21 protein-coding genes are annotated in these 23,326 nt (G+C 37.1%); 4 read left to right on the forward strand and 17 right to left on the reverse strand.

The window, feature by feature from the left end; all coding sequences use genetic code 11:
- Window positions 1-16 precede the first annotated feature (16 nt).
- From CZ487_RS17265 to CZ487_RS17280, 4 genes are all read right to left on the reverse strand, one after another.
- Window positions 17-1,993, reverse strand: coding sequence for a DUF6449 domain-containing protein (locus tag CZ487_RS17265; RefSeq protein WP_077213512.1), 1,977 nt, complete (start codon window positions 1,991-1,993; stop codon window positions 17-19).
- On the reverse strand, window positions 1,968-2,867 hold the full coding sequence (locus CZ487_RS17270) for an ABC transporter ATP-binding protein (RefSeq protein WP_077213513.1): 900 nt from the start codon (window positions 2,865-2,867) through the stop codon (window positions 1,968-1,970). The genes CZ487_RS17265 and CZ487_RS17270 overlap by 26 nt, the downstream gene beginning before the upstream one ends.
- Complete coding sequence (locus CZ487_RS17275; RefSeq protein WP_077213514.1) at window positions 2,854-3,249, reverse strand: GntR family transcriptional regulator; 396 nt, start codon at window positions 3,247-3,249, stop codon at window positions 2,854-2,856. Before CZ487_RS17275 ends, CZ487_RS17270 begins: the two co-directional genes overlap by 14 nt.
- A gap of 181 nt (window positions 3,250-3,430) precedes the next feature.
- The gene (locus tag CZ487_RS17280; RefSeq protein WP_077213515.1) at window positions 3,431-4,843 is read right to left on the reverse strand and encodes a hypothetical protein; all 1,413 of its coding nucleotides are present in this window, start codon (window positions 4,841-4,843) and stop codon (window positions 3,431-3,433) included.
- Between the two features lie 246 nt (window positions 4,844-5,089).
- Between CZ487_RS17280 and CZ487_RS17285 the strand changes: the two genes are divergently transcribed.
- The gene (locus CZ487_RS17285; protein WP_077213516.1) at window positions 5,090-6,343 is read left to right on the forward strand and encodes a sensor histidine kinase; all 1,254 of its coding nucleotides are present in this window, start codon (window positions 5,090-5,092) and stop codon (window positions 6,341-6,343) included.
- Between the two features lie 258 nt (window positions 6,344-6,601).
- Window positions 6,602-6,943: a hypothetical protein gene (locus tag CZ487_RS17290; protein ID WP_077213517.1), complete on the forward strand. Its 342-nt coding sequence runs from the start codon at window positions 6,602-6,604 to the stop codon at window positions 6,941-6,943.
- A 184-nt stretch (window positions 6,944-7,127) separates the two neighbouring features.
- On the opposite strand, the gene CZ487_RS17295 is transcribed toward CZ487_RS17290, so the two are convergent.
- The 5 genes from CZ487_RS17295 to CZ487_RS17315 all read right to left on the reverse strand — a co-directional run bounded on the left by CZ487_RS17295 (window position 7,128) and on the right by CZ487_RS17315 (window position 12,712).
- On the reverse strand, window positions 7,128-7,424 hold the full coding sequence (locus CZ487_RS17295) for a ferredoxin family protein (protein WP_019154102.1): 297 nt from the start codon (window positions 7,422-7,424) through the stop codon (window positions 7,128-7,130).
- Window positions 7,424-8,719, reverse strand: coding sequence for an FAD-dependent oxidoreductase (locus tag CZ487_RS17300; protein ID WP_077213518.1), 1,296 nt, complete (start codon window positions 8,717-8,719; stop codon window positions 7,424-7,426). Before CZ487_RS17300 ends, CZ487_RS17295 begins: the two co-directional genes overlap by 1 nt.
- The gene (locus tag CZ487_RS17305; RefSeq protein WP_077213519.1) at window positions 8,703-9,737 is read right to left on the reverse strand and encodes an electron transfer flavoprotein subunit alpha/FixB family protein; all 1,035 of its coding nucleotides are present in this window, start codon (window positions 9,735-9,737) and stop codon (window positions 8,703-8,705) included. Before CZ487_RS17305 ends, CZ487_RS17300 begins: the two co-directional genes overlap by 17 nt.
- Window positions 9,737-10,564: an electron transfer flavoprotein subunit beta/FixA family protein gene (locus CZ487_RS17310; protein WP_077213520.1), complete on the reverse strand. Its 828-nt coding sequence runs from the start codon at window positions 10,562-10,564 to the stop codon at window positions 9,737-9,739. Before CZ487_RS17310 ends, CZ487_RS17305 begins: the two co-directional genes overlap by 1 nt.
- A gap of 237 nt (window positions 10,565-10,801) precedes the next feature.
- Window positions 10,802-12,712: a helix-turn-helix domain-containing protein gene (locus CZ487_RS17315; RefSeq protein ID WP_077213521.1), complete on the reverse strand. Its 1,911-nt coding sequence runs from the start codon at window positions 12,710-12,712 to the stop codon at window positions 10,802-10,804.
- A gap of 351 nt (window positions 12,713-13,063) precedes the next feature.
- Here CZ487_RS17315 and dctP point away from each other — a divergent pair, with 351 nt between their 5' ends.
- Both dctP and CZ487_RS17325 read left to right on the forward strand, forming a co-directional pair.
- Window positions 13,064-14,137 (forward strand): TRAP transporter substrate-binding protein DctP, encoded by a 1,074-nt coding sequence (gene dctP, locus CZ487_RS17320; protein ID WP_077213522.1) that lies wholly within the window; start codon window positions 13,064-13,066, stop codon window positions 14,135-14,137.
- A gap of 237 nt (window positions 14,138-14,374) precedes the next feature.
- Window positions 14,375-15,322 carry an L-lactate dehydrogenase gene (locus CZ487_RS17325; RefSeq protein WP_084783326.1) on the forward strand — a complete coding sequence of 316 codons (948 nt, stop codon included), beginning with the start codon at window positions 14,375-14,377 and terminating at the stop codon, window positions 15,320-15,322.
- A 54-nt stretch (window positions 15,323-15,376) separates the two neighbouring features.
- Here the strand turns inward: CZ487_RS17325 and CZ487_RS17330 are convergent, their stop codons facing one another.
- The 8 genes from CZ487_RS17330 to CZ487_RS17365 all read right to left on the reverse strand — a co-directional run bounded on the left by CZ487_RS17330 (window position 15,377) and on the right by CZ487_RS17365 (window position 23,321).
- On the reverse strand, window positions 15,377-15,580 hold the full coding sequence (locus tag CZ487_RS17330) for a CLC_0170 family protein (RefSeq protein WP_077213523.1): 204 nt from the start codon (window positions 15,578-15,580) through the stop codon (window positions 15,377-15,379).
- 14 nt (window positions 15,581-15,594) lie between these two features.
- Window positions 15,595-16,812: a Ger(x)C family spore germination protein gene (locus tag CZ487_RS17335; RefSeq protein WP_077213524.1), complete on the reverse strand. Its 1,218-nt coding sequence runs from the start codon at window positions 16,810-16,812 to the stop codon at window positions 15,595-15,597.
- Window positions 16,793-17,902: a GerAB/ArcD/ProY family transporter gene (locus CZ487_RS17340; RefSeq protein ID WP_077213525.1), complete on the reverse strand. Its 1,110-nt coding sequence runs from the start codon at window positions 17,900-17,902 to the stop codon at window positions 16,793-16,795. The genes CZ487_RS17335 and CZ487_RS17340 overlap by 20 nt, the downstream gene beginning before the upstream one ends.
- 1 nt (window position 17,903) lies before the next feature.
- Complete coding sequence (locus CZ487_RS17345) at window positions 17,904-19,517, reverse strand: spore germination protein (RefSeq protein ID WP_084783327.1); 1,614 nt, start codon at window positions 19,515-19,517, stop codon at window positions 17,904-17,906.
- 171 nt (window positions 19,518-19,688) lie between these two features.
- Complete coding sequence (locus CZ487_RS17350) at window positions 19,689-19,961, reverse strand: hypothetical protein (protein WP_077213526.1); 273 nt, start codon at window positions 19,959-19,961, stop codon at window positions 19,689-19,691.
- A gap of 121 nt (window positions 19,962-20,082) precedes the next feature.
- Window positions 20,083-21,024 carry a magnesium/cobalt transporter CorA gene (corA, locus tag CZ487_RS17355; RefSeq protein ID WP_077215367.1) on the reverse strand — a complete coding sequence of 314 codons (942 nt, stop codon included), beginning with the start codon at window positions 21,022-21,024 and terminating at the stop codon, window positions 20,083-20,085.
- Between the two features lie 97 nt (window positions 21,025-21,121).
- The gene (locus CZ487_RS17360) at window positions 21,122-22,720 is read right to left on the reverse strand and encodes a YndJ family protein (protein WP_077213527.1); all 1,599 of its coding nucleotides are present in this window, start codon (window positions 22,718-22,720) and stop codon (window positions 21,122-21,124) included.
- On the reverse strand, window positions 22,710-23,321 hold the full coding sequence (locus CZ487_RS17365) for a DUF4166 domain-containing protein (protein ID WP_077213528.1): 612 nt from the start codon (window positions 23,319-23,321) through the stop codon (window positions 22,710-22,712). Before CZ487_RS17365 ends, CZ487_RS17360 begins: the two co-directional genes overlap by 11 nt.
- Window positions 23,322-23,326: the final 5 nt, after the last annotated feature.

The following is a 23,326-nucleotide window of genomic DNA, read 5'->3' on the forward strand; positions in this document are numbered from 1 at the left end:
AACGCTTTTATCTCACCTATTGAAAATATTCCTTCAAAACCCCAGGTGCCACGTCATCAGCCAGCCCTGAAATAACCGGATACTTTGCCTCCTCAAAAAAGAATCCAACCAAGTAATCTGGCTTTGTTTCATCGTAAATGTAATACTCTGTTGACTGTTCCATCATTGCTTTTAACTCATCTTTATCTGAAATTTTAATGACTTTTGGACTTTGTTTCATTTTTTCATAAAGTGCTTCATTAGAAATCGCCATACGATCACGATTATTAATCTCCAAATCACTTGCTCTGACTACTAACGCATGTGCAATATCGTTCACACTAACCTTGGCTTTTTCTGCAAGTCCCCGTTCTTCAAGCCATTTTTCAAATTTTTGATAAGATGGTCTATACGGTAAATCAACTGTGTAGTCCTTATTTTTAATAGATATATTAATATAAGATTGAAATCCTTTTTCGTTGTACATCTCATCATACGTGGAAGTGTAAATTTCCTCTTTTAGAATTGAAATAGCCTCCGCTATTTCCTCTTTATTGGCAATGACTGCATTACGATTGACAGGTCCTGATGGATGGATATTCATTATTCCAACATCCTCCATGTCTATCTTAAAAATTCTGTTCGATGCTTCCTTATATTCAGCAGATTCATGGATTGGCTGATAATATTGTCGGAAGTTATCTTTATTAATGGAATATTCACGTACTAGCTTTCGGCCATTTTCTAATTCATAGACGAAAAATGCCGTCTCAGAATTCAAAGTCTGCTCAGGTTTTTCTTGAATGATTTGCTGATGCAAGCCATGAATGAGCTCAATATTCTCCTCTTCTTCCAAGTAAAAAGGTTGCTCTTCAAAATCCCCCATATATAAATAAGGATTATCGCTTAGATGGACTCTTTTAACATCTTCCATTTCAGGTACGCGATCTTCAAAACCCAATAAGTCAAACTGCACTATTACTACAAGTACGACCAGACCGGCAGCATAATAGAAATACTTTAATAGATTACTAAATACACGCCATGTTTTTTGGATTACCATCTCCGCTGTCATATAACCGACAAATGAACCGAACACATATCCAAATATGATCCAAATCGTTGAATCTGCTTGCACTTCCCCAAAGTAGAACGCTGCAAACAACGCTCCGCAAATGGTTGTTCCTAATCTAAAGACTGGCTTAAGAATTGGAAACACCAAAGCTTGTGAAGCAGCTTCCACTTTTCTTTTTTTGTACAGATAAAGCGCTAAAAGATACAATACGATAGAAATGATGCCATATATCAAAATGATATGGGCACTGATGGTCCCACGGTTAAGCTGCTCTAAAATAACCAGCGGTGAATAATACATGATTCCATCATTTAAATAATAGTCGTCAGGAAATCCATATAGGAAAAATTGTAGATTATATGTACATAGCACAATTAGCCCTACTGGAAGCAAAAGGAAGATGTAACTTAACACTCCGTGGACAATCGACAGTCCGGTAATCATCCCAATAAAAACAGCAGCCATATACACAATAATATTGAGAATAACAGTCACACCAGCCCAATAAAAAATATCTCTTAGTTCAAAATACAGTTCAAGATCCCATACTTGATACTGAATGAGTAAGATAATCATCGTTAAAAAGATTGGAATAATTAAGAAGAAAAGCCCCCATAACGTAAACTGGTGAAAAATTCTTTCTCTTTTGATTGGCAGACTATGAAATAAATCTGAGCTTTGTTTCACCTGTAAAAAGCGAAATAAAAACACTGCCAAAAGAACTGGTATAGCAATTAGTGCTATTATTTGGAGTTCATAGTTGTAGCCAAATAAAGTCTCTACTTCCCATAATTGCCGGTATTTGTTCGTTTCCGTCATTAATAGATGAAGCGGGAGTGCAAATACTAAACCTAAAAAGTAAATAATTGATACCCATCCAACCGTTCTATTAATCTGTTTAAACAGCTCCCTATTAATCAAGGATATTTTTGATTGCATAACCAACATCCTCCATTTCATAAATAAATATTTCCTCTAATGTGAGTGGCAGGATATCTAGAAGGATAGGCTTAAATTCGTTCACTTTTGAAAGGATCTTATCGCTATCTCCTCTGACAATCGAAATGAGGACACTTCCTCGTTCCTCTTGATGCAAAACCCTTACCCCATTGAATACTCCATCGGGGACACCATTCTTAAAAGCTATTTGAATCTTATGTGTATCGGATTTAAGATCATCAAGATCCTTTTCCATCAGCATCTTTCCTTTATGTAGTATCCCTACGGAGTCACAAATATCTTCGACTTCGCGAAGATTGTGGGAAGAAATCAGAACAGTCATTTCTCTCTCAGCCACATCATCAATAATCAGGCTCTTAATATTCTTTCTAACAACAGGATCGAGACCATCCATGGGTTCATCTAGTATTAAAAGATCCGGCATTGTTGACAGAGCTAGGATAAAAGCAGCTTGTCTTTGCAGCCCCTTCGAATATTTATGAAGTTTCTTTTTTGGGTCGATCTCAAATGATTTAATTAATTGTTGAAATCTATTTTCGTTCCAGTTTTGATAGACACTTTTATAGAATTGGCCCATATGCGTAATCGTATATTGTGAGAAGAAAAATGGATGATCTGGTATAAAAAAGAGACTGCTTTTAATTTTCTTTTGTTCATAGACAGGCTCCCCGTCAACGGTTACTGTTCCTTTATCCTGTGTATAAATACCCGATAATAGCTTCAATAAAGTGGTCTTACCAGCACCATTCGAACCTAATAAACCGTAAATAGAACCCTTATTAATCGTAATACTTACATTTTCTACTGCTTCCGCATCTTCAAACTTTTTACTTACTTGCTCAAATTTGATCATCTATTTGTTCCCCCCCAATCCCTGCTTCGACTTCTCTAACCATAAAAACAATTTCTTCAGCTGTAATTCCCAAGTAGATGGCTTCAGACAATAATTTTAGTAAGTCATTTTTCATTTTCATGATTTTTTCATCGTTTTGTTTAGGTCCCGTTGGACTTACAAAACTTCCCTTTCCTTTAATTGAATAAATATAACCTTGGGATTCTAGTTCACGATACGCTTTTTGGATCGTGTTCGGATTAATTGTTAAATCTTTAGCCATAATCCTTACAGAAGGCAGCTGTTCATCCGCTATAAAAACTTCATTGATAATAAGTTCCTTCATTTTATCTACCAACTGTTCATAAATTGGTTTTCTGCTACGTATATCAAGTTCGAACATAACAACCCTCCTACTCTGTATTAACTGTACTATCATTCGTAATACACTTAATACAGTTGTTATTATATTCTATCTCACAAAAAATGAGAAGTAGTTTTCTGAAAAATTTTCCAAAAAAAAAAAAACGAACAGTCCTTAAAACTGTTCGTTTGACTATAAGCGGCTCTACAACTAACATTCCTTATAAAAAATACACCATTAATTGCACATAGAGTTGTACCATAAAGTAAATGACAAGAGCATACTTCCAATTGAATTGGATTCCATTCTTAAAGCCATTCAATCCATTAGCACTGCTTAGCACAATTAACGGCATAATCATTGGAGACAAAAGAATGGAAATCGTGCTTCCGGAGGTAACCGCAAGGACAACTAGTTCAGGAGGATACGGCAGGTTAAGATTTGCTAAGATTCCCCCTACCAATACTAGTACTGTTAATGGACCAAGACCAAAAAATCCTAGGACAATAACCATGAACGGCAATAAATATAAGACATTGAGAAACGGGAGTAAGGATTGAAGACTATTAATACCGTTAATAACGATTTCCGCAAAGTCTGTTTGTTTTAAAGAATAAATCACCATTCCAGCTCCAAGCATTACACTAAGTTGAAATGACTCTTGGATAAGATCCTTATGTATATGTTTTTTTGCATTATGTACAAGCTTCCAAATTTTCTTTTTTACAACATAGAAAGAAAGAGTCCAGACTACGATAACCAATGGTATTAGCAGCATAAGCTCGATCCCTAAAATAGCATTTAGCAGAAATATTGCACCAAATAACGAAATAAATAGAATAATAAACTCTATAACAAGACGCTTTATTTGTTGTTTACTAACAAGATGTCCGAGCATTTCCTCAATTTCAGACCGCAAGCTCGCGGTTAAATCAACACCATAGCGTTTTTCTTCAAAATGAGAAAAGATGAGTGCTGCGACCACACCAAAAACAGCCACTCCAAAACCTTGAAGTATCGTAATCCAAAGGGAGGCCCCCATCACCTCGATCACAAATATAAAACTTGGGATCGTGACAACCCATATTACGGAAAGGGAAAATCCTCGTAAAATGGCCGTCCCCTTGAACCTTTCCCAAACCTCTCCCTTCTCATTCTTTAAAATCATATTGACAAATTGGTACATGACCGGGATGGAACCAAACATCAAGAAATAGGCGATGATTTGCGTAAAAGACACCATTCCAAAATACATTTTTCGGCTTGTATCGAGCATCTTATGCGCAAAGCTCATAATTGCTTCAATATAAGTTTCTTCTCTTAATACCCAGCTGACGATTGGAACAATAACTAAGAGCCCAATAATTTGCCGCATTTGAAGCAATGCGTTCAGAAAGCCCTCTAATATAGGAGAACCTGAGAATATAAGAATAAAAGAGCCAATCAAGAACAAGAAAAAGGGAAGCTTAAAACGTTTAAACGGGAAGGTAAAAAATGCGAATAAAAAAAGAAACAAACCACTGATTGATAAGATTAATAGCAAGAAACTATTCTCATAAAAATATGTGATAAAGTGCAGGATTGAATAAATGAAAATACTCGCCCGCAGTCCCCATGAAGTAATCTTCTTCATATAAGTAATCCCTCAAATCTTTTTACGTAAAAAAGGAAAGGAAATGATCCCCCTCTCCTTGTTAGAAAATGTTAATGTACATTAATTTTACCATATCTATGGAAACGGTGACATAGGTCGCAGCACCTTGCGAAGAAATTTGAACATTAACGATCTAATTATGAGATATATCACAGAAAACATTATTGACAATTTGTATAATTATTTATGAAATGTTTGTGAACGTTCTTGCTTGGAGGTGTGCCTATGTCTTTCGCATTCGAAAGACTTCTGGTGAATGTCTTATTTTTGCTGCTGCCTATCTTTATTTACCAGATTTTTTTGCTCGACAAGGATAAAGTCAGATCAGATTTTAAAAACCCTTTATTTGCGATTTTAATGTCTTTATCTATTATTCTATGTATGAGTTATCCAATTGAATTCTTCCCTGGTTTCATGTTTGACCTTCGCCAAGTTCCGTTTATTATTGGGGCACTATATGGCGGTTATCGATTTGGAGCATGGCTTTTAATTACGATCCTTGGCTACAGGCTGCTAATTGGGGGAGACGACGTTTATGTGAACTTTTTGGTTGTCACATTAGTTGCGATTATTGTTCCAATTTTATCGAAAACATACATGAAATTAAATCTAGATAAAAAGATCGTGTTTTCCATTTCAATCGCAGTTACTACAGCACTTTTAACCATCTTTTTATCGCATTATATATCAGATATGCCATTTGCATATTCTTCTATCTCATTAAATTACTTTATGATTCAAGGTTTATCCATGTGGCTTCTAGTCTACCTCATGGAAACGATGAAAAATAATCATCAAATGCGAAAGGAATTGGCAAAAGCAGAAAAAATGAGTGTGATTAGTCAACTCTCTGCAAGTATATCACATGAATTAAAAAATCCAATCACGATTACCCAGGGATTTGTGGAAGCATTAGAGGATGAAAATTCTCAGGAAAGAAGAAAAGAATATGTAGGTTATGCATTAGATGAACTGCAGCGAGCCCAAAACATTATCTATGAATTTCTGGCACTCACCAAACCTGACCTGAACACGATGAATATCATTAATATTTCTCAAGAGCTTGCATATGTTGTAAATTTAATGAAGCCCTATGCGAAAGCAAATTCCGTAAAAATAAAAATGGAACCACTCGCAGAAGACTGTAAGATCGTGGGCGACCATCAAAAAATCCGCCAATGCTTTATTAACATTGTTAAAAATTCAATCGAAGCAATGGAAAACGGCGGAGAACTTCATCTCCGGTCAACGGTGAACAGTAATAAAGTGTATATTGATATCATTGATAATGGAGTTGGAATGACCCCTAAAGAAATTAGTCAACTCGGCACCCCTTACTACTCCACGAAAGAACAAGGAACAGGGCTTGGAATGATGATTGTTTTTAACGTCATTAAGAAAATGAAAGGGGATATTAAAATTCAAAGTCAAAAAGGCAAAGGAACACAATTTACGATTATGTTCCCGTTGTCATCATGACATTATTTAAGGTATCCATACTAAAAAACGCCTTCTATTTTCTATTTAATCCAGAAAAAGGACGGTGTTTTTTTTATTTCTTTGAAAACCAAATTATTAATTAGTATGCTTTTTGTTCATTTCTAAAAAAAGGTAAATCTTTCCTATACATCTCACATATATATAGTATTAAAACATAAATAACTCAGCTCTATTTACACTAATGCCCCCTATCCCACTATCACTTTCCCTATAAATTTTATTAAAGGAGAGATGTGTATGAAAGATCCACTGAATTTTCGAGAGTTCTATCAGAAAGCCCCCATATTAATTAAAAGAAATGATCTGTTAGCCATTCAGAAAGAAGCAAAATACGCCAAGATTTTTCGTCAGTTCACCCATTGGTTAATCGGTGTAGAGGGTAGGTTCGGAGGTACAAGTAAATTTCAATGGAGAGTCGTAATTTTTCCTTCATATGAAAGCGGAGAGTTCAATTGTAAGTTCCCCTTCTTTAAAACCCCTTTTCTTTCTTCATTCGATGAGGCTTTAGAGCTTTTAAGAAAAATCGAGTTAAAAGCCAAGAAAGACGAACTAATGAAGGTCACCCAACACTCATTCTGAAATTGAGATGCATTCTCAGTTTCCCTTTTAAAATCATATGTGAAAAAAGTACATATCTAAAATTCCTTACGTCAACGGTTAACATCTTTACTTTCCTCTCATAATCCTTTATCTAAACAAGCTCCTTTAACCAAATAAAAAAGGACTACCTATATTATAGTTAGCCCTCAATATTTTTAACGAATTATCCTAACCGAAATACAATTCCGTGGCCGCCCTTCGGATATTCCCATTTAATGTTTTGATGCGGACAGCCAATCCGGCAGCTCCCACACTCATGACAGCCTTCATATCCGACATGCATTCTAATATCTTCCCATTTATAGATTTCTGCGGGACAAAAGATCGTACAAATTTTATCAGGACATTTTGTTAAGCAAATGTCTTCATCTTTTACATGGAGATGAGATTTCGTATCTGCGTTAAAGCGAACAAGGTACTGTTTTTCTTCGATAGACTGATGTTTCTTCTGTTCACTCATTATTTGATCACCTTCCAGGCCCGATAAAAATCACGAGCAATTTTCATTTTCTCTTTTGTAGAACCAATGTCACTCCATATCTTCTTTTGCTTTTCCCATTTTGAAGAACCATCCACGGTAAACATTTGACTAGCTGCTTTGTTCATCATCGGAATATACTGATCGAAATATTGAGGGAACTTATCAAAATGATGGGTGGAATCCTTATATTTTTTCATATCTTGACCGACAAACCCATTCAATAGCTTGAGTCGATATTCATCAAGCATTCTTTCAGAAAAATCTCCTGCCTCCTTTGCTTGAAGGATCGTTTCCGCTGCCAATCTTCCTGATGTCATCGCCAAATTTGATCCTTCACGGTGAATAGCATTTACTAATTGAGAGGCATCTCCAATGACAATGACTCCGTCACCAACAATTTTTCCCATAGAGTTATAGCCGCCTTCAGGTATCAAGTGCGCCAAATACTCTTGAGGTTCACTTCCTTGAATATAAGGGCGGATCATCGGATGGTTTTTTACATATTCAAGCAAATCATATGGCCTGATTTTATGCTTAATTAATCCAGAAAGAAGTGTTCCCACCCCAATGCTCAATGTATCTTTGTTTGTATAAAGAAATCCTGTCCCAAGTATGCCTTTTGTGGCATCCCCGAATAACTCAATGGTACAGCCCTGGTTGTCTTCCAAATTAAAACGGTCTTCGATTACTTTTTTATCGAGCTTTAGAATCTCCATTGTCGCCAAGGCCACTTCATCCGGTTTGTACTCTTTATGAAACCCGAGAGACTGTGCTAATAATGAGTTGACTCCATCCGCTAGAACTACAACATCCGCATACACATCACCATTAGGACGATCCGTTCGTACACCGACCACTTTTCCATTCTCAACAATACACTCTAATACTACTGTTTCATTAATGAGGACTGCCCCTTGCTCCACAGCCTTCTCAGCAAACCATTGGTCAAACTTTGCCCTAAGCACTGTAAAGTTATTGTAAGGTTCCTTGCCCCACTCCATTCCCTTATAACCGAATGTTACGGCAGATTCTTTATCCATCATCATAAATCTTTGTTCAACAATCGGGCGTTCCAATGGTGCTTCTTTATAAAACTCTGGGATTACGTCCTCCATCATTTTTCGATAGAGAACACCACCCATTACATTTTTCGATCCTGGATACTCCCCCCTTTCAAGAAGTAATACATTTGCTCCGCCCTTTGCTAAATCATATGCACAGGATATCCCTGCTGGACCTGCCCCAACAACAATCGCATCAAACTTCTCTGACATGACTGACCTCCTCCCTGGAAATAGCCTTTTTAAACTGTTCTATTAAAATAGGAACAATTTCAAAAGCATCCCCCACTATTCCATAATGACTAGCTTCGAATATTGGAGCCTCACTATCTTTATTAATGGCAATAATTAATCCAGAATTTTTCATTCCTACGATGTGCTGTATGGCTCCTGAAATCCCTATCGCAAAGTATATTTTCGGTGTAACAGTGACGCCTGTCTGCCCTACCTGACGGGCATGTTCGACCCAGCCAGCTTCCACCACATCACGGCTTGCGCCTACAGCTCCTCCAAGCGTTTCTGCCAATTGGTGAATAAGCTGGAAACCTTCCGCACTTCCAAGTCCTTTTCCTCCAGCCACAATGATATCAGCTTCATCAATCCGAACCTTTTTTGTTGTTTCCTTCACGATTTCCAATACTTTTGTGCGAATATCTGCCTCTTTCAATGATATTTTCTCCTCAATCACCTCGCCTTTTCTGCCCGGCTGTGGATCAAGTGCCTTCATTACTTTTGAACGAACGGTTGCCATTTGCGGCCGATATTTTTTACATAAAATCGTAGCCATAATATTTCCGCCAAATGCAGGGCGGCTTGCCAATAATAAACCTGTTTCCTCTTCTACATCTAACTCAGTCGTATCCGCAGTCAAACCTGTTGGCAAATCAGTGGCCACCGCACTAGCCAAATCTTTACCTGTGGATGTAGCACCAAATAGGATGATCTCCGGCTTATGTTTATTAGAACAGTCCAATAGTGCTTTCATAAACGATTCGGTACGATAATGCTTGAAAATAGGCTGATCGTATACATAAGCGATATCTGCTCCATATTCAAATATCGTAGCCGCTAGGCTTTTAATATTCTCCCCTATTAAAATACCACCTAGCTCCACTCCCCTTTTATCCGCAAGCTTTCGACCAGCTCCTAATAGTTCAAGAGATACAGGTGCAATGACGCCATCCTTTTCTTCAATAAACACCCAAACGCCCTTATAATCTTGAAAATCCATCAAGATTCCTCCTTTACACTAAACAATTCTTTCCTTTCAAGAATGATAGAAAGTAATTGCTCAACTTGTTCCTGTGGAGAGCCTTCAAGCATAGTTCCTCCTTCTGGTTTTGGAGGCGCCCATACTTTCGAAACAATCGTTGGTGAACCCTTTAAGCCTAATTGCTTAATATCTACATCTTCTAAATCATCTACTGACCATATATGCGGTTCGTACCTTGCTGCCTTCAACATATTTGGAAAAGGAGAATACGGTACCTCATTAATGGTTTTTTCAACAGAAAGCAAACACGGCATTGAAGATTGAATCACTTCATGCCCATCTTCAAGCTTCCGATGTACCACGCAATAGCCCTTTTCCTGTTGTATTTCTACAACTTTATTGACCGAAGTCAAAGGAGGAATATCAAGTCTCCGGGCAATTCCAGGACCCACCTGTCCGGTATCGCCATCAATGGACATTTTTCCGCAGATAATAAGGTCAACCGGCTTGATCTTCGAAATTTTATCGATCGCTTTTGTCAAGGCATAGCTCGTTGCTAAAGTATCAGCACCTGCAAAGCGGCGGTCTGTAATTAAATAACCTTCATCAGCCCCAATTTCAATACATTTTTTTATTGCTTTAACAGCTGGAGGGGGCCCCATTGTTAGTACCGAAACCGTTCCACCATACCTTTCCCTAATCCGAACAGCCTCCTCGACAGCATGTGCATCGTATGGATTTAAAATTGCAGGTGCAGTCCTGCGGTCCATGGTGTTTGTTTTTGGATTCATTTTAATGATTTTCGTGTCAGGCACTTGTTTAATACATGCAACAATATGTAGCATATTTATATTAGCCTCCTTCTCACTCGAAATCCTGACCCATTTACATAAGACAGATTTTGGTGATCATATTCCTAAAAGCCATTTAAAGCCTGTTTACTTTTACTATATTAACTCGACAAAAGATAAATGCGAATTTTCTGAAAATATGCCAATTTGAAAAAGGACAGTTGCCTGTCCTTTGTTGGTTAACATCCGTTATTTTTTATCAGTTAATGCAAAGACCAAAACTGTGTTGATTCATTTTGAGTGCAATAAACGATAGATCAGCAATGAAATTCGGAGATTTAATTTGATCTGTGGATCCTTAAGGTCTAATCCAATAATTTCTTCAATTCGCTTTAGCCGGTATCTTAACGTATTGTAGTGAACGTGTAATTCGTCCGCAGCGGATTGAATAACTGATTCATGATCAAGAAATACCTGAAGGGAGTGAATTAAATCATTGCCGCTTGTATATTGATAATTGATCAATGGCCCTAAGTACTTTTCACAAAATTCTTTCATGGAATCAAAGTTATTTCCTTCGAACATTACTCCCACTACGCCTAATTGATCAAAGTGAATGATCTCTCCCTTTTTGTTAAACTGCACAGCGAATTCCGCTGCTTTTTTTGCTTCTTCATACGCCTTTTTATAGCCTGTGAATCCAGTTATTTCCTTGCTTACACCGATAACAGCATTAGAAACAGCACTATATTTTCCAAAATCAGCAAGAATCGTTCTGGCTAACCTATCTGTCTTTGATAATGGAACACTTACTATCAGTTTCTGACTATTCACCATACTTAACGGCAGTCCGGAACCTGTTAATCGGTATCTGATTTTCTCTAATATTTCATCTATCAGTTTTGTATGGCCTTCTTCACACAGGGGTGACAGAACTAAAATCTGATGGTGTTCTTCGAGTGAAATATTAAGATGTCTTCCCCTTCTTAATAAATCCTCCTCAGACTCTAGTCCGTGAATTAAATCATATAGATAATCTTGTCTTAAGCGAAGCTCCACCTCTATGCTTGTCCGTTCCTTACTAATTTTTAATGACAAAATATTTTTCGATTGCTCTATCGCCATAAAGTCAATATGATCATATTGATCATCAAATCTTTTCGGAATTACAAGATATGCAACCGTTCTCTCGTGAAAAACAACGGGAAAAGTAGTGTAAAAAATATGATTTAGCTGAAATTCAAGATTTGTGTCTACATCCAATCGTTTTGTATGACGAAGAATACTCCGATATATATCTTTTGGACAATCAAATTCAGTTAGATTTCTATTATCCTTCGACGGGGAGATTTTGCAAATAATATGGCCAAACTCATCCATTAGCATGATCGGCTGATTTATAAACTCTGCAAGCTTTTGAATAATGCTTTCATATCCTTGTTCTAAAGCAACTTCGAAGATATTTCTATGTAGTTTAGATACTCGCAATTCGTTCGCATACAATCGCGCATTATTAATGGCAATTGCTACTTGAGAGCAATAGTAAGTCAACATCTTAATATGGATATCCGATGATGAATAAGGTCTATTCCTTGCTAAATAAATAAGCCCTATCAACTTATCTTTCACTAATAAAGGTGCTGCAATCAGAGATTGTATATTTTCATTTTCAATTAAAGTCGCAGCCAGTGAATCAATTAGGTATTTCTCATTTGCGAGGTTGCTGACAATAAATGGCTTCTTATATTTAGCAACCAAACCTGTAACGCCTGAATTTATATCTTGTTTAAAATCTAATAATCTCTCACTTTGTGCACCTGCCGCAGCTTTCATACAAATCTTTTTCTCATCTTGGTCCAATAATGCAATCATGACAAGATTTGCTTTAGAGATTTTTCGTAGTGAGTTCGAGCTAGTATATAAGATATGTTCTAACGGTGCTAGTGAAGTTACTTCTTTATTTATTTGATGAAAGAGCTCCAAAGTATTTGAAGTAAAGCTATAATAATATTCCTTTTGTTTGATATCCTCTATGCTGGTTAGATGCCTTTTTACAGTGGGCAGTATTTCTGCAGGAAGCTTTTCTTCCATGTTCGTTAAAAATTCTTTCCAATTTGCTCGTACATACGTGCCTTTAAATAGAAAAGAAGCTTCTGTTAATACTTCTAATAAAGCTAGACTGGTATTGTTTATAGTTGCCAAAGGTATGCACCCACTTTGTAAGGTATAGATAACAATAGTATACTATAAAATATCAAAGTTGTTATAATATTCTAAATTAAAATTAGGTTTTTAAAAATGTGATAATTAAACGAACTATCAGAATATTTTTAGCAACTTCTGCTATAGATTTACCGTTCTCCTTACCTTAGAATCACAGATATACGTTTGGTTATGAAAAATGAGTTGTTTCACACAACGGAAAGGAAAGCGCTTTCCCAAAGGCTTTCAGTTAACGAAAGCAATCATTCAATCCATTATAAGTAGATTCATAACCTGCGATATTGTCAAGGTTCTACAGAAACATTCAAACAATTTTTAGGGGGTAATACAATGAAAGCAAAGTTTTATTTTATTCTCATCACCATGATTGCTGTCTTATTAGCGGGATGCGGTGCAAATTCTACTAGCCAGTCTGGGGGAGCCGAAGTGACCGAAGACAATGAAACGATCAAACTAAAAGTGGCTGCTTATTTCGCCAGCACATCACCTATTTATTCAGCAGTAACTGAACCATGGATGAATAAAGTAACTGAACTAACAGATGGTAAAGTACAATTTGATTACTATCCAGGTGAACAACTTGGTAAAGCTGGCGACTTGCTGAAGCTTACAAAGGATAAAGTTACAGACATAAGCATAACTGCTGTTACCTATACTCCAGATCTTATGCCAATAACAAATACACTTGCCGGATTACCTAACCTAAGTGAGACGACACATCAAGGAACAATGGCATACTATGATTTATTACAAGAGAACGACGATCTTCTGCAAAACGAGTATTTAAATCATGGTGTTCGACCGATTTTAACTCATGTTTCTCCTACTTTCGAAATTTGGACAACAGGTAAAGAACTGCGTGTGCCAGAAGATTTAAAAGGTGTGAAAATTAGGACTGCGGGCGGAGTCTTAAATGACGTGTATGAATATTTGGGAGCTGTACCTGTTGCAGTTCCACATGCGGAAACATATGAAGCCGTCGAAAAAGGAGTAATTGACGCATATAGTTCTTACAGTATGGGCGCGAAGAGTGCAGGTCTTGAAGACTTGCTTGAATATGGTGTTTTCCCTCATATTGGGACAACCATCCATGCGTTAACGATAAACGAAGAGATCTGGAAGGGCCTTCCTGAAGATGTACAAACTGCAATGATTCAAGCTGGGAAAGAAACGATGGAACTAGCCAGCGAGGTCTATACTAAAGATACGGACGCTTTTAATGAAGATTTTGTTGCAAACGGAGGCACCATTGCAGAATTGACACAAGAAGAGCAAGATCAATGGAAAAAAGTCTTTGATGATTTTACAAAAGAGTGGATAAAAGAACATGAATCAGATGGTCTTCCTTATGAAGATGTAATTAATATGTATAAAGAAAAACTAGAACAATACAAGCCCGAATAAAATAATAGTATAACAAACGAAAACACCGTTAATAGACAGGTGTTTTCGTTATTTTCTAAACAGCTGCTGCCTTTTAAATATAGCTGTAACAAACTTTTAGGTACTTTTCACAAAAGATACTTTGACTTTTTTTTATCTAGATGTAAAAATATTAATATTGTGAAAAAACTTTCTAAATAGAATAGTATCTATAATTAAAATCTAGTAATCTACATTGTCTTACAAGGAGAGGTCAACATGGAAAAACCAGTGCGAAAAGTAGGTATTATTGGAGTTGGGCATGTCGGAAGCGCAGCCGCATATTCAATTATTCATCAAGGAATTTGTGAAGAACTGACGCTTGTAGATATTAAGGAAGAAAAGATGATCGCGGATGCAATCGATTTTTCGGATAGTATTAGTTTTTTACCATGGAGAACAAAAGTGAAATATGGCAGCCTGCTAGATCTAAAGGACCATGATGTGATAATTATCAGTGTAGCAGGTGAACAATTGCTTCCCGGTATTACAAGGTTAGATGTTCTGAAAAGCTCTGCAGAAATTATTAAATCTATTATTCCTTCCTTAAAAGAGGCAGGATTTAATGGGATTTATGTCGTAGCAACGAACCCATGTGATATCATTACTTACTTAACTTGGAAACTATCGGGACTTCCTCGAAATCAAGTATTTGGAACAGGAACTGCTCTTGACAGCAGCCGCTTTAGAAAGATAATCGGGGAATATTTAAATGTTGATCCTCGCAGCATTACGGGTTACACTCTTGGAGAACATGGAGATTCACAAATGGGAGCATGGTCACATGTCACTGTGGGTGGAAAGCCGATCCTTCAATATATGGCAGACAATCAGATCGAACCATTTGATTTCGATGATATTGTTCAACAGACTAGAATAGAAGGCTGGAATATATTAAGCAGAAAAGGAAATACATCTTATGGAATAGGAAATGCGCTAGCTTTTATGGCTAAATCGATCCTTAATGATTCTCATAGTATAACGCCGGTTTCATCCGTTTTGGAGGGAGAATACGGTGAACAGGGCCTTGCCATAGGCGTGCCAGGAATAGTATGCCGTGATGGACTCAAGCAAGTCATTGAGTTGAATCTGAATCAAAAAGAAAAGGAACTATTTAAAAAATCAGCTAACACTATTAAAGATAGCATTGCTACCTTAGACCTCTAGAATAAGTGTGCGTCCCCACTGACTCATGCAAGTGGGGACTTTTATACCTTTACTTCACCAAAACCATTGCTTCAAGATCAAGTCGGCTAAAAAAAGCATTAGCCCCAATGATATGTTCACCCACCCAAGAATTTTTGCTGTCTTTCTCTCTTTTTTTAATCCTGCAATCTTATAAGCTGAAACATCTTCCAATAAAAGAAGTATGCCTGTTACGGCAAAGACAAAAATTGAATAGCTTGTAAAATCGATACTTTCCATTTCTTACACTTCCTTTAACGAGCCTTCATTCCCGTACGGCGTATACTAGTGATTACCTCAATATCATAAGTTAGATTTGCATAATGATCCTGCCAATTTTCTTTTGTATTTACATTCTTACTCCAAAAATCAGGAAACTTCCCTCGAAAATGCTCTCCAAAGCCAAAGATATCCGACTTTGCTTCCTGCGTTTTTGCAATCAATACTTCCAAACCCTCTTTAACCATCTTAGAGAACTCATTTTCAAGCGCCTTCGTATCATCTTCATCTATGTGAGTTGGCATCCTGCTGTCAATTTCTTCAATTTCACTTTCATAGCGGATTTTCAAATAAATATGCGGCTTTCCGTTTTTTAAACTTGCTTTTACCCTGGTTTTCCGTTCTACTGCTCGTACTAACACTTCCTGCTCCAATTCAGGAGGTTTAACAAAAATCCCATAGCCCCCTTCTTCTGCTCCAATCCCAGCCATAAATCCCCCAATCTGCAAAGGATCGGTTTTTCCAACCATTTTATCACCTTTAAAGTAAGCAAGTCCGTTTATTTGGATGTTCGATTTTCCTTTAATATTAAAATAAGGAAGATAACCATCCTGCCCTTTGCTTGATAGAATGCTCCAAAACATCCCAATAAAAGTCTCGGGAAATTTACCTAACTCAATTAGACTATCAACCATTTCAGCTAAATAGAGTGATGGAACACGTTCTAGCTCTGGTTTTATTTCCATATACTTGGCGGCCCTTTCTTTTGAAACCACTAAAGCAGCTGTTCTGCGGATTTCCGGATTACGTCTTAAATAATCAGTAAACCGGTCTACCCCATCCCGGGCTACTTCTTCATTCAACACAATTAATCTTAAATGTCCTAAGAAAACCTCAGATGCTACCTCCTGTTGAATATTCAACAAAGCGTCTTCTAGCGTATGACCTACAGCACGAACTACCAGTACAGGACTCCTATCTCCGCCGCCAATCTGCGGACCAAGCGGAATACGGCCAGGAATCGCAATTTGAACCGTTAACTTGATTAAGGACTCAGCTGGAATATCTATCTTTCCTTTTCTATGACTGATTTCATCTTCCTTTTCTTCTTCATCAGGATCAGCTTTATCAATCCCAATAGCAAGTACAGTCGCCCTGCTCTCAATTTCACGGCTATCCCAGCAGCCGGTTAACAATGGAACAAGGAGGATTACTAAAAAGATCTGCTTCAATTTAGGCTTGCTTCGATTCATCTTTACTCCCCCTCTTATTTCTTATCAAATCCCAGCAGTATAAGACCATCGGATAGAAGAAAGTGAATATCAGGCCAACTTTTCCTATAAACAGAATGATATCGTAAAGTTGTAAAATGTTTTGCGGTACCATTGCTAGAGTAAAGATAAATGGAAGAAGAAAATAAGCAAGCATTTTATGATCCTGTAAATTAAAGTATTCTTTTAAAGACTGAATGGTCAAAAAATAACTCGCAAATATCGTGGTAAAAACGGCAATTACCCAGACAGAAATAAAGACAACATCCAAACGCTGTAATATATTTCCTGGTAAGGAGGTTGTCCTCGCAAGTTCTAATGTGGGCCAATATAATTTCTTTATTTCTTCCGTTCCAAAAATAGAAACTGTTGCCGCCACAATCAATACATATAATCCCCCTGAAATAAAGATTGCCCAAAGACTAGCCTTCACTGCCGATTTTGGGTTCTTCATAGTCGGGATGATTAACGTCATCAAGAATGACCCTTGTAATAAGGCAGCTACTGTTAAAGCTCCATTAAAACTATCTTTTAAATCGCTAGCTATAAAAGGACGCAGATACAGAAAATTAGCATTCTTTAGGGATAGAGCGACGATGATTAACACTGGCGCCAAAATGATGGGTATATAAAAACTATGAATGTAGACAAAAGTATTCATCGTATTGCGTGCACTTATTGCAGCTAATAACAGCATCACAAGTACTGTTACTTCAAGCGGTGTTTCCAATAAAACAGCCGTTATGACAACTGCTCCAAACTCACGAGCAGCGAGAGCTGTTAAGACAAGAAAAAATAAAATAACCAATAAGCTGAAAATTTTCCCTAACCATTTACCAATGATATCTTCACTATATGAGATGATCGTCTTATTTGGATGGCGCAAACCGAGTTTTGTAATAATAATTAGTGCGATCGCACCTATACCGATCCCTAACACCGTAATGAATGGAGCTCCAGTATCCCCAGATCTTACTGCAAAGAGAGGCAATGGCAAAACACCTACCCCGATCATTGTGCTAATTAAGATCGTCGCGGCTTGAAAGGTCGTTACCTCCCGAGTCTTCTCCATGCTATGTATCCTCCCGCTGGTCATTTCCTAATTTATTATGCTGAAGTTCCTTGTTATTTTGTGCCCCTAATCTGTCACGATTAACAGGTTTTAGGAAATTAGGACGATTAGGCATCCACCACAATGGACTTCTAATGACAACATCTTTCATTCCCTGCGAGTTACCAGGAGATACCGGTGCCATATAAGGAACACCAAATGATTTCAATGAAAGCATATGATTGAAGATAAAAATAACCCCGACAACCACTCCATATAGACCAAATATTCCAGCCAATACTAAAATCGGAAAACGAAGCATCCTTAGTGCAAATGCAGCCACATATGCTGGGGTTGCGAATGAACCAATTGATGTTAGCGCTATCACCACTACCGTAATAGGACTAGCCAATCCAGCATTTACGGCCGCCTCCCCAACTACCAGCACTCCTACAATCGATAACGCTCCACCTACCTGCTTCGGCATTCTGACAGTCGCTTCACGCAGCACTTCCATTGAAATTTCAATAATTAATACCTCGATAACTGCTGGGTAAGGAACACCCGCCCTCCCTCCTGCAACAGCTACAGCAAATTCTGTAGGCAAGAGTTCTGGATTAAAAGATATAAATGATACATAGAGCGAAGGGAAGATTAAAGAAAAAACAAGTGCGAGCATCCGAGCAAGCCTGGCAAAACTCCCCATGAGAAACCTGGAAGAATAATCATCAAATGTTTGATAAAACTGGTTAAATACAACGGGAACCAGCAGAGCAAACGGGGAACCATCCGCGAGTATCGCAACCCTTCCCTCTACAAGATTGGAAACTGTCTTATCAGGTCTCTCCGTACTTTGTGTCTGAGGAAATGGAGAAAAAGGATTGTCTTCAATAAATTGTTCTAAGTAACCAGTATCTAAAATCGCATCAATATCGATCTCAGATAAGCGCTTTTCCACTTCATTAATGACTTGTTCACTGGCAATGCCCTTTATATAACAAAAAGCAACTGTTGTTTTCGTTAATCGGCCAATCTTCATCGTCTTAACAACGAAGTCTGCAGTAGGAAGCCGAGCACGTACTAAGGCTATATTTGTTGATATATTTTCAATAAATCCTTCACGCGGTCCCAAAACAGCCTGCTCAGTTTCAGGTGAATCAATCGACCGCTTATCTACCTTTCTCGTATCAATATGGATTGCCTCTTCTATTCCGTCAATTACAATAACCGTTTCTCCGAGCAAAGTCACATTCACTAATTCATCAAATTCACTATTAAGCTTAGCTTTGCTGTCATAAAGGATTTCACTAAACAAAATACTTATAAGTTCATCCAGCAGAATATCTTTTTTCAATAAATGTTCTGGTTTATACATTAATGGTTTTAAAATATCATTATTAATACGATTCTGATCTGTTAAACTGTTAACGTACATTAGAACAGCAGAAACTTTGCCAAATACTTTAAAGTGCTTGATAACAAAGTCATCACTTTCTCCAAGCATTTCTTTCATATACATAACATTTTCATCTAAAGTTCCAGATATTTTTTTTGGGCCTTCCTCTAATTGCTTGCTTGGAATTTCATCAATGGGAAGCTTCTTTTTCCTTCGGGTGCGATGACGAAATACAGACATATTATCACCACTTTTTAGTTTAGAGTGCTCTACTTATATAAAATTATTCCACGCCAACAATATTTTGGAAAAGAGCTGCTGTCACCATTAAATCTAACTCCTAAACAAAAATAAAAGAGCTTTTCTTCTTGTATTCCAGAAAGAAAAGCTCTCTTTATAGATATTCATGTTTTATAAACATTGAAGAATTTTATACTCCTTTAACATTTGTCTTAGCTTAAACATTATCGTGTTATACATTTCAGATTTATAGATTTGCAATAATCCTTTTTTAAGAGTATTCCCCGTAAAGAAGATATCAATCCGCTTGTGGACATAGCGGTCAATTTGTTCTTTGTAAAAAAGCTTTTTCTGTTTAATTTTTTCATTAATGTCATCGCATAAAGAAAATGTAAATTGTAAGATAGAAAACTCCAGTTCACCACAGAACTCACCAATGCCCATTAGACATACCTCCTTAATTGTCAAGATTGTTGAATTAAAATTTACATTACTTTTACATTATTTTAATCCATTATTTACAAAATTCAACCCATCCGACAAAACTATACAAAAAAAGAATGGTTTATTTAAACCATCCTTTACGCCACAACCATATAAGCATAGTCGTACCAATTACAAACATGACACATAATACTACGTAGTAACTCCAGCGCCAGGATAGCTCCGGCATGTATTCAAAATTCATGCCATATATACTTGCAATAAAAGTTAATGGGATAAAAACTGAAGTCATAACCGTAAGTGTCTTCATAATCGTATTCATCCGATGAGCATTCAATGAGATATAGCTGTCACGCATATCATTCGTCATCTCGCGATTAGAGTCTACAATTTCAAGCAGTTTTAACAAATGATCATAAATATCCATAAAATAAACTCGTTGATCCTTCGGGATAATGACTCTTTCTGAATTAAGGATCCGATAAAGCAGTTCACTCATGGGATGAATGGTTCTTCGCAGCTTGTGCAGCTGGCTCCTAATTTCAAAAACATCTTCTATTAAATCTGGGTTAATCTCCTTCATCTCTGCCTCATTTACGTTATCCTCAATTTTATAAATATTCGGGAAGTATTCATCGACAATTTTATCCATTAGCAAATAAAAGATATACAAAGCACCTTTATCCCAAACCGTGGAATCTTCCATTAATCTTCTTTGAAGCAACTGTATTTCATTAGATGGCGAAAGATGGAAAGTGACAATAAAGTTTTTTCCAACAAAAACGTCTACTTCTTCCGCGGCCAGCGTATGCTGGTTCAACGTATGGAGAACAAAAAAATCATACCCATCATAATAATCAAGCTTTGGACGTTGTAAATATTGAAGACAATCTTCAATGGCGAGCGGATGGAATTGAAAATGCGTCCTTAATAGGGCTGCCTCATCTTCTGATGGCGCATAAAAATCTACCCAATACCAGCTAATATCATGATCACCTAACTGTTCGACCGGTACATCTTTTTTCAACTTATAATCTGATGTTAAAACCATTGTTGAAATCATATCAGGAACACCTTTTCTTACATAATAAAAAACATTATCTATTAAACCATTAATAGATAATGTTTCCCGAAAATAATGCATTTATGAATATCCTTGTTCATTGTTCCTTTCTAAGGATACGGTAATGAATATTTAAAAAGGGAACAGAAAAGAACCACATCCGATGCCGAGCAATTAGTGAACCATCATCTTCTTCTCTAATATGAAAAGTTTCTTCGATTGGAAGTGCCAGCAAAAATTCCCCTACTGCTAAATAAATACCAGAATCAGAAGCCGCACTTCTTTTTTTACTAGTCAACTGCAGCCCTTTTTCAACTTGAGTCAACTCTAGCACCCCGATCATGGAAGACCAAGGAAGCGGCAGAGCAATGTTCATATAGGTTTGTTGATTATTTTCATGCCAAGAATAAATGGCTGCAAAAATCACTTCCCCATTCGCTTTTCTAACCCAGGCTCTTGGAGATTTTCTTCCATCCATCTCTGCCTTTACTGTCACGATATCCCCTGTCATCTCAATTTGTTTTTCAGATAACGGAAGATTAATTTGCTGAAACCGTCGGCTGAATATCCTGTACACTGCTGCGAAAGGCTTAAACCAGGGTCTCCACTTTATTTCAGCAAAAAGGCGGTAATTCAATGTATTTTCATAAAAATCGAGAATGCTTTGGGCTATGCTATTAACATTAATATCAGGGGTAAAAATTGACATATTATCAACCAACCCCTTTTGTAACCCATCCTCCGTTATTTCACTCAGCAGCTTCTCACCAATGATCCTTTTCCCCCGTATGTTACTTACGGGAAAGGTTCGTTTTATAATTCGGTAAGGTGGAACAGAAATCATCCATCCAGCCACTCCAAGTAAGGCAAATATTAGGCTGTTTAACACTCCATGAAAGCGAAGCATAGTATCGATACTCACCAACATTGAATTGATAAAGTTTCCATACGCATATACCAATGAAAATAGAATGGTCACTCCTAACGATGAAAAGGAAATAACAATCAGCCATTTTTGCAAAGTGCTGGGAAGATGTGCCCTGCTTGAAAAAATGATTAGCATATAAATAGCTGCTATATATAGAAGCACGGAAAAAAGTTCAATCCACACTGAATAAGTGATCCCTACGGCAAGAATAAGAGGTAATAGCAATATCATCCATGCCGCCATTGAGTAGCCTCTCGGTTTGTACAACCTCCCAAGGAACCCTACAAAAACCGGCAGTAAAAACGCACTGTAGTGAAAATGAATTGCTGTCAGCCATGTGATGATAGGAGAAAATCCAGTATCAATTTCTGTAATATGAGCAAAAAACCACATCCCGCCAATACTTAAATAAATAAGAGCGACGTCAATGGCAAACTCCTCTAAATGCACAAACCCTCTTCTAAAAAATCTAGACACCCCATAAAGAGCAACCATAAAGGTGTAAAGCAAATAAAAAGTCCCCCACAGATAATCCCATCCCGTCTCGGGAGTGAAGTGAAGAACAATCACGGAAACAGAGGCAATCAAAGAGAAAAGAGGAAAAACTGCAGCCCATCTCTTTTCCTCTTTTATAATCGAATATAAAACTATTGGGATATAGACAACTTGTGCCACAGTTAACAAAAGCAGGTATGCTGGTTCTTGTCCATAAACTGCAGCCAGCAAAAAAAGTATGATAGAAAATAGCATTAGTTTATTAACCCTCATTGGGGACAAACTCTCCTTCGTAGGCAAAAATAGTTCCAAAGATAGGATTTTTCACCTGTACGGATATTTGAAATGTTTTGCTATGCTCGCAATATTTTTCAGTAACAAACGCCAATCCTTGAAACCACTTCGGAAGTGGAATCTCCAAATTACCTAGCACAAGTCTTTGTTTCCTTGAGTTTATTTCGATCGTTCCTTCGCTTGTAACACGGAAGGATAGATCTGAATAAAAAACAGGAGGTTCACCTAGATAATCTTTTACAATTTTCCTTTCTCTATCAAGGCTCATTAAAGCATTAAAATAACGTCTCTTTTTACCAAAATAAAAAGTTCGTTCCCAGTGAATTTGGGTTTCACCATTTTTTCCTTTATAGGGTGTATTGATAATTGAAAAAGGGATATCCTCGCCTTGTTCAGGAAAAAGTAATTTACATTTTACCCCCATCAAAAAGAGAGCGTATAGATACCTAGGTCCACCTTGAATCCTTTTCATTACACCAGTCGCTTTAAATGGACTTTCGTTTGGAAACTCATATCTTTTTTGCAGCATTGGGTGTAATTTATAAAAATCTTCTCTTAGTATCTGTTTATAAATGGACATCTTAT

The organism is Robertmurraya dakarensis, assembly GCF_900156875.1.
GTDB classification, from domain to species: Bacteria; Bacillota; Bacilli; order Bacillales; family Cytobacillaceae; genus Robertmurraya; species Robertmurraya dakarensis.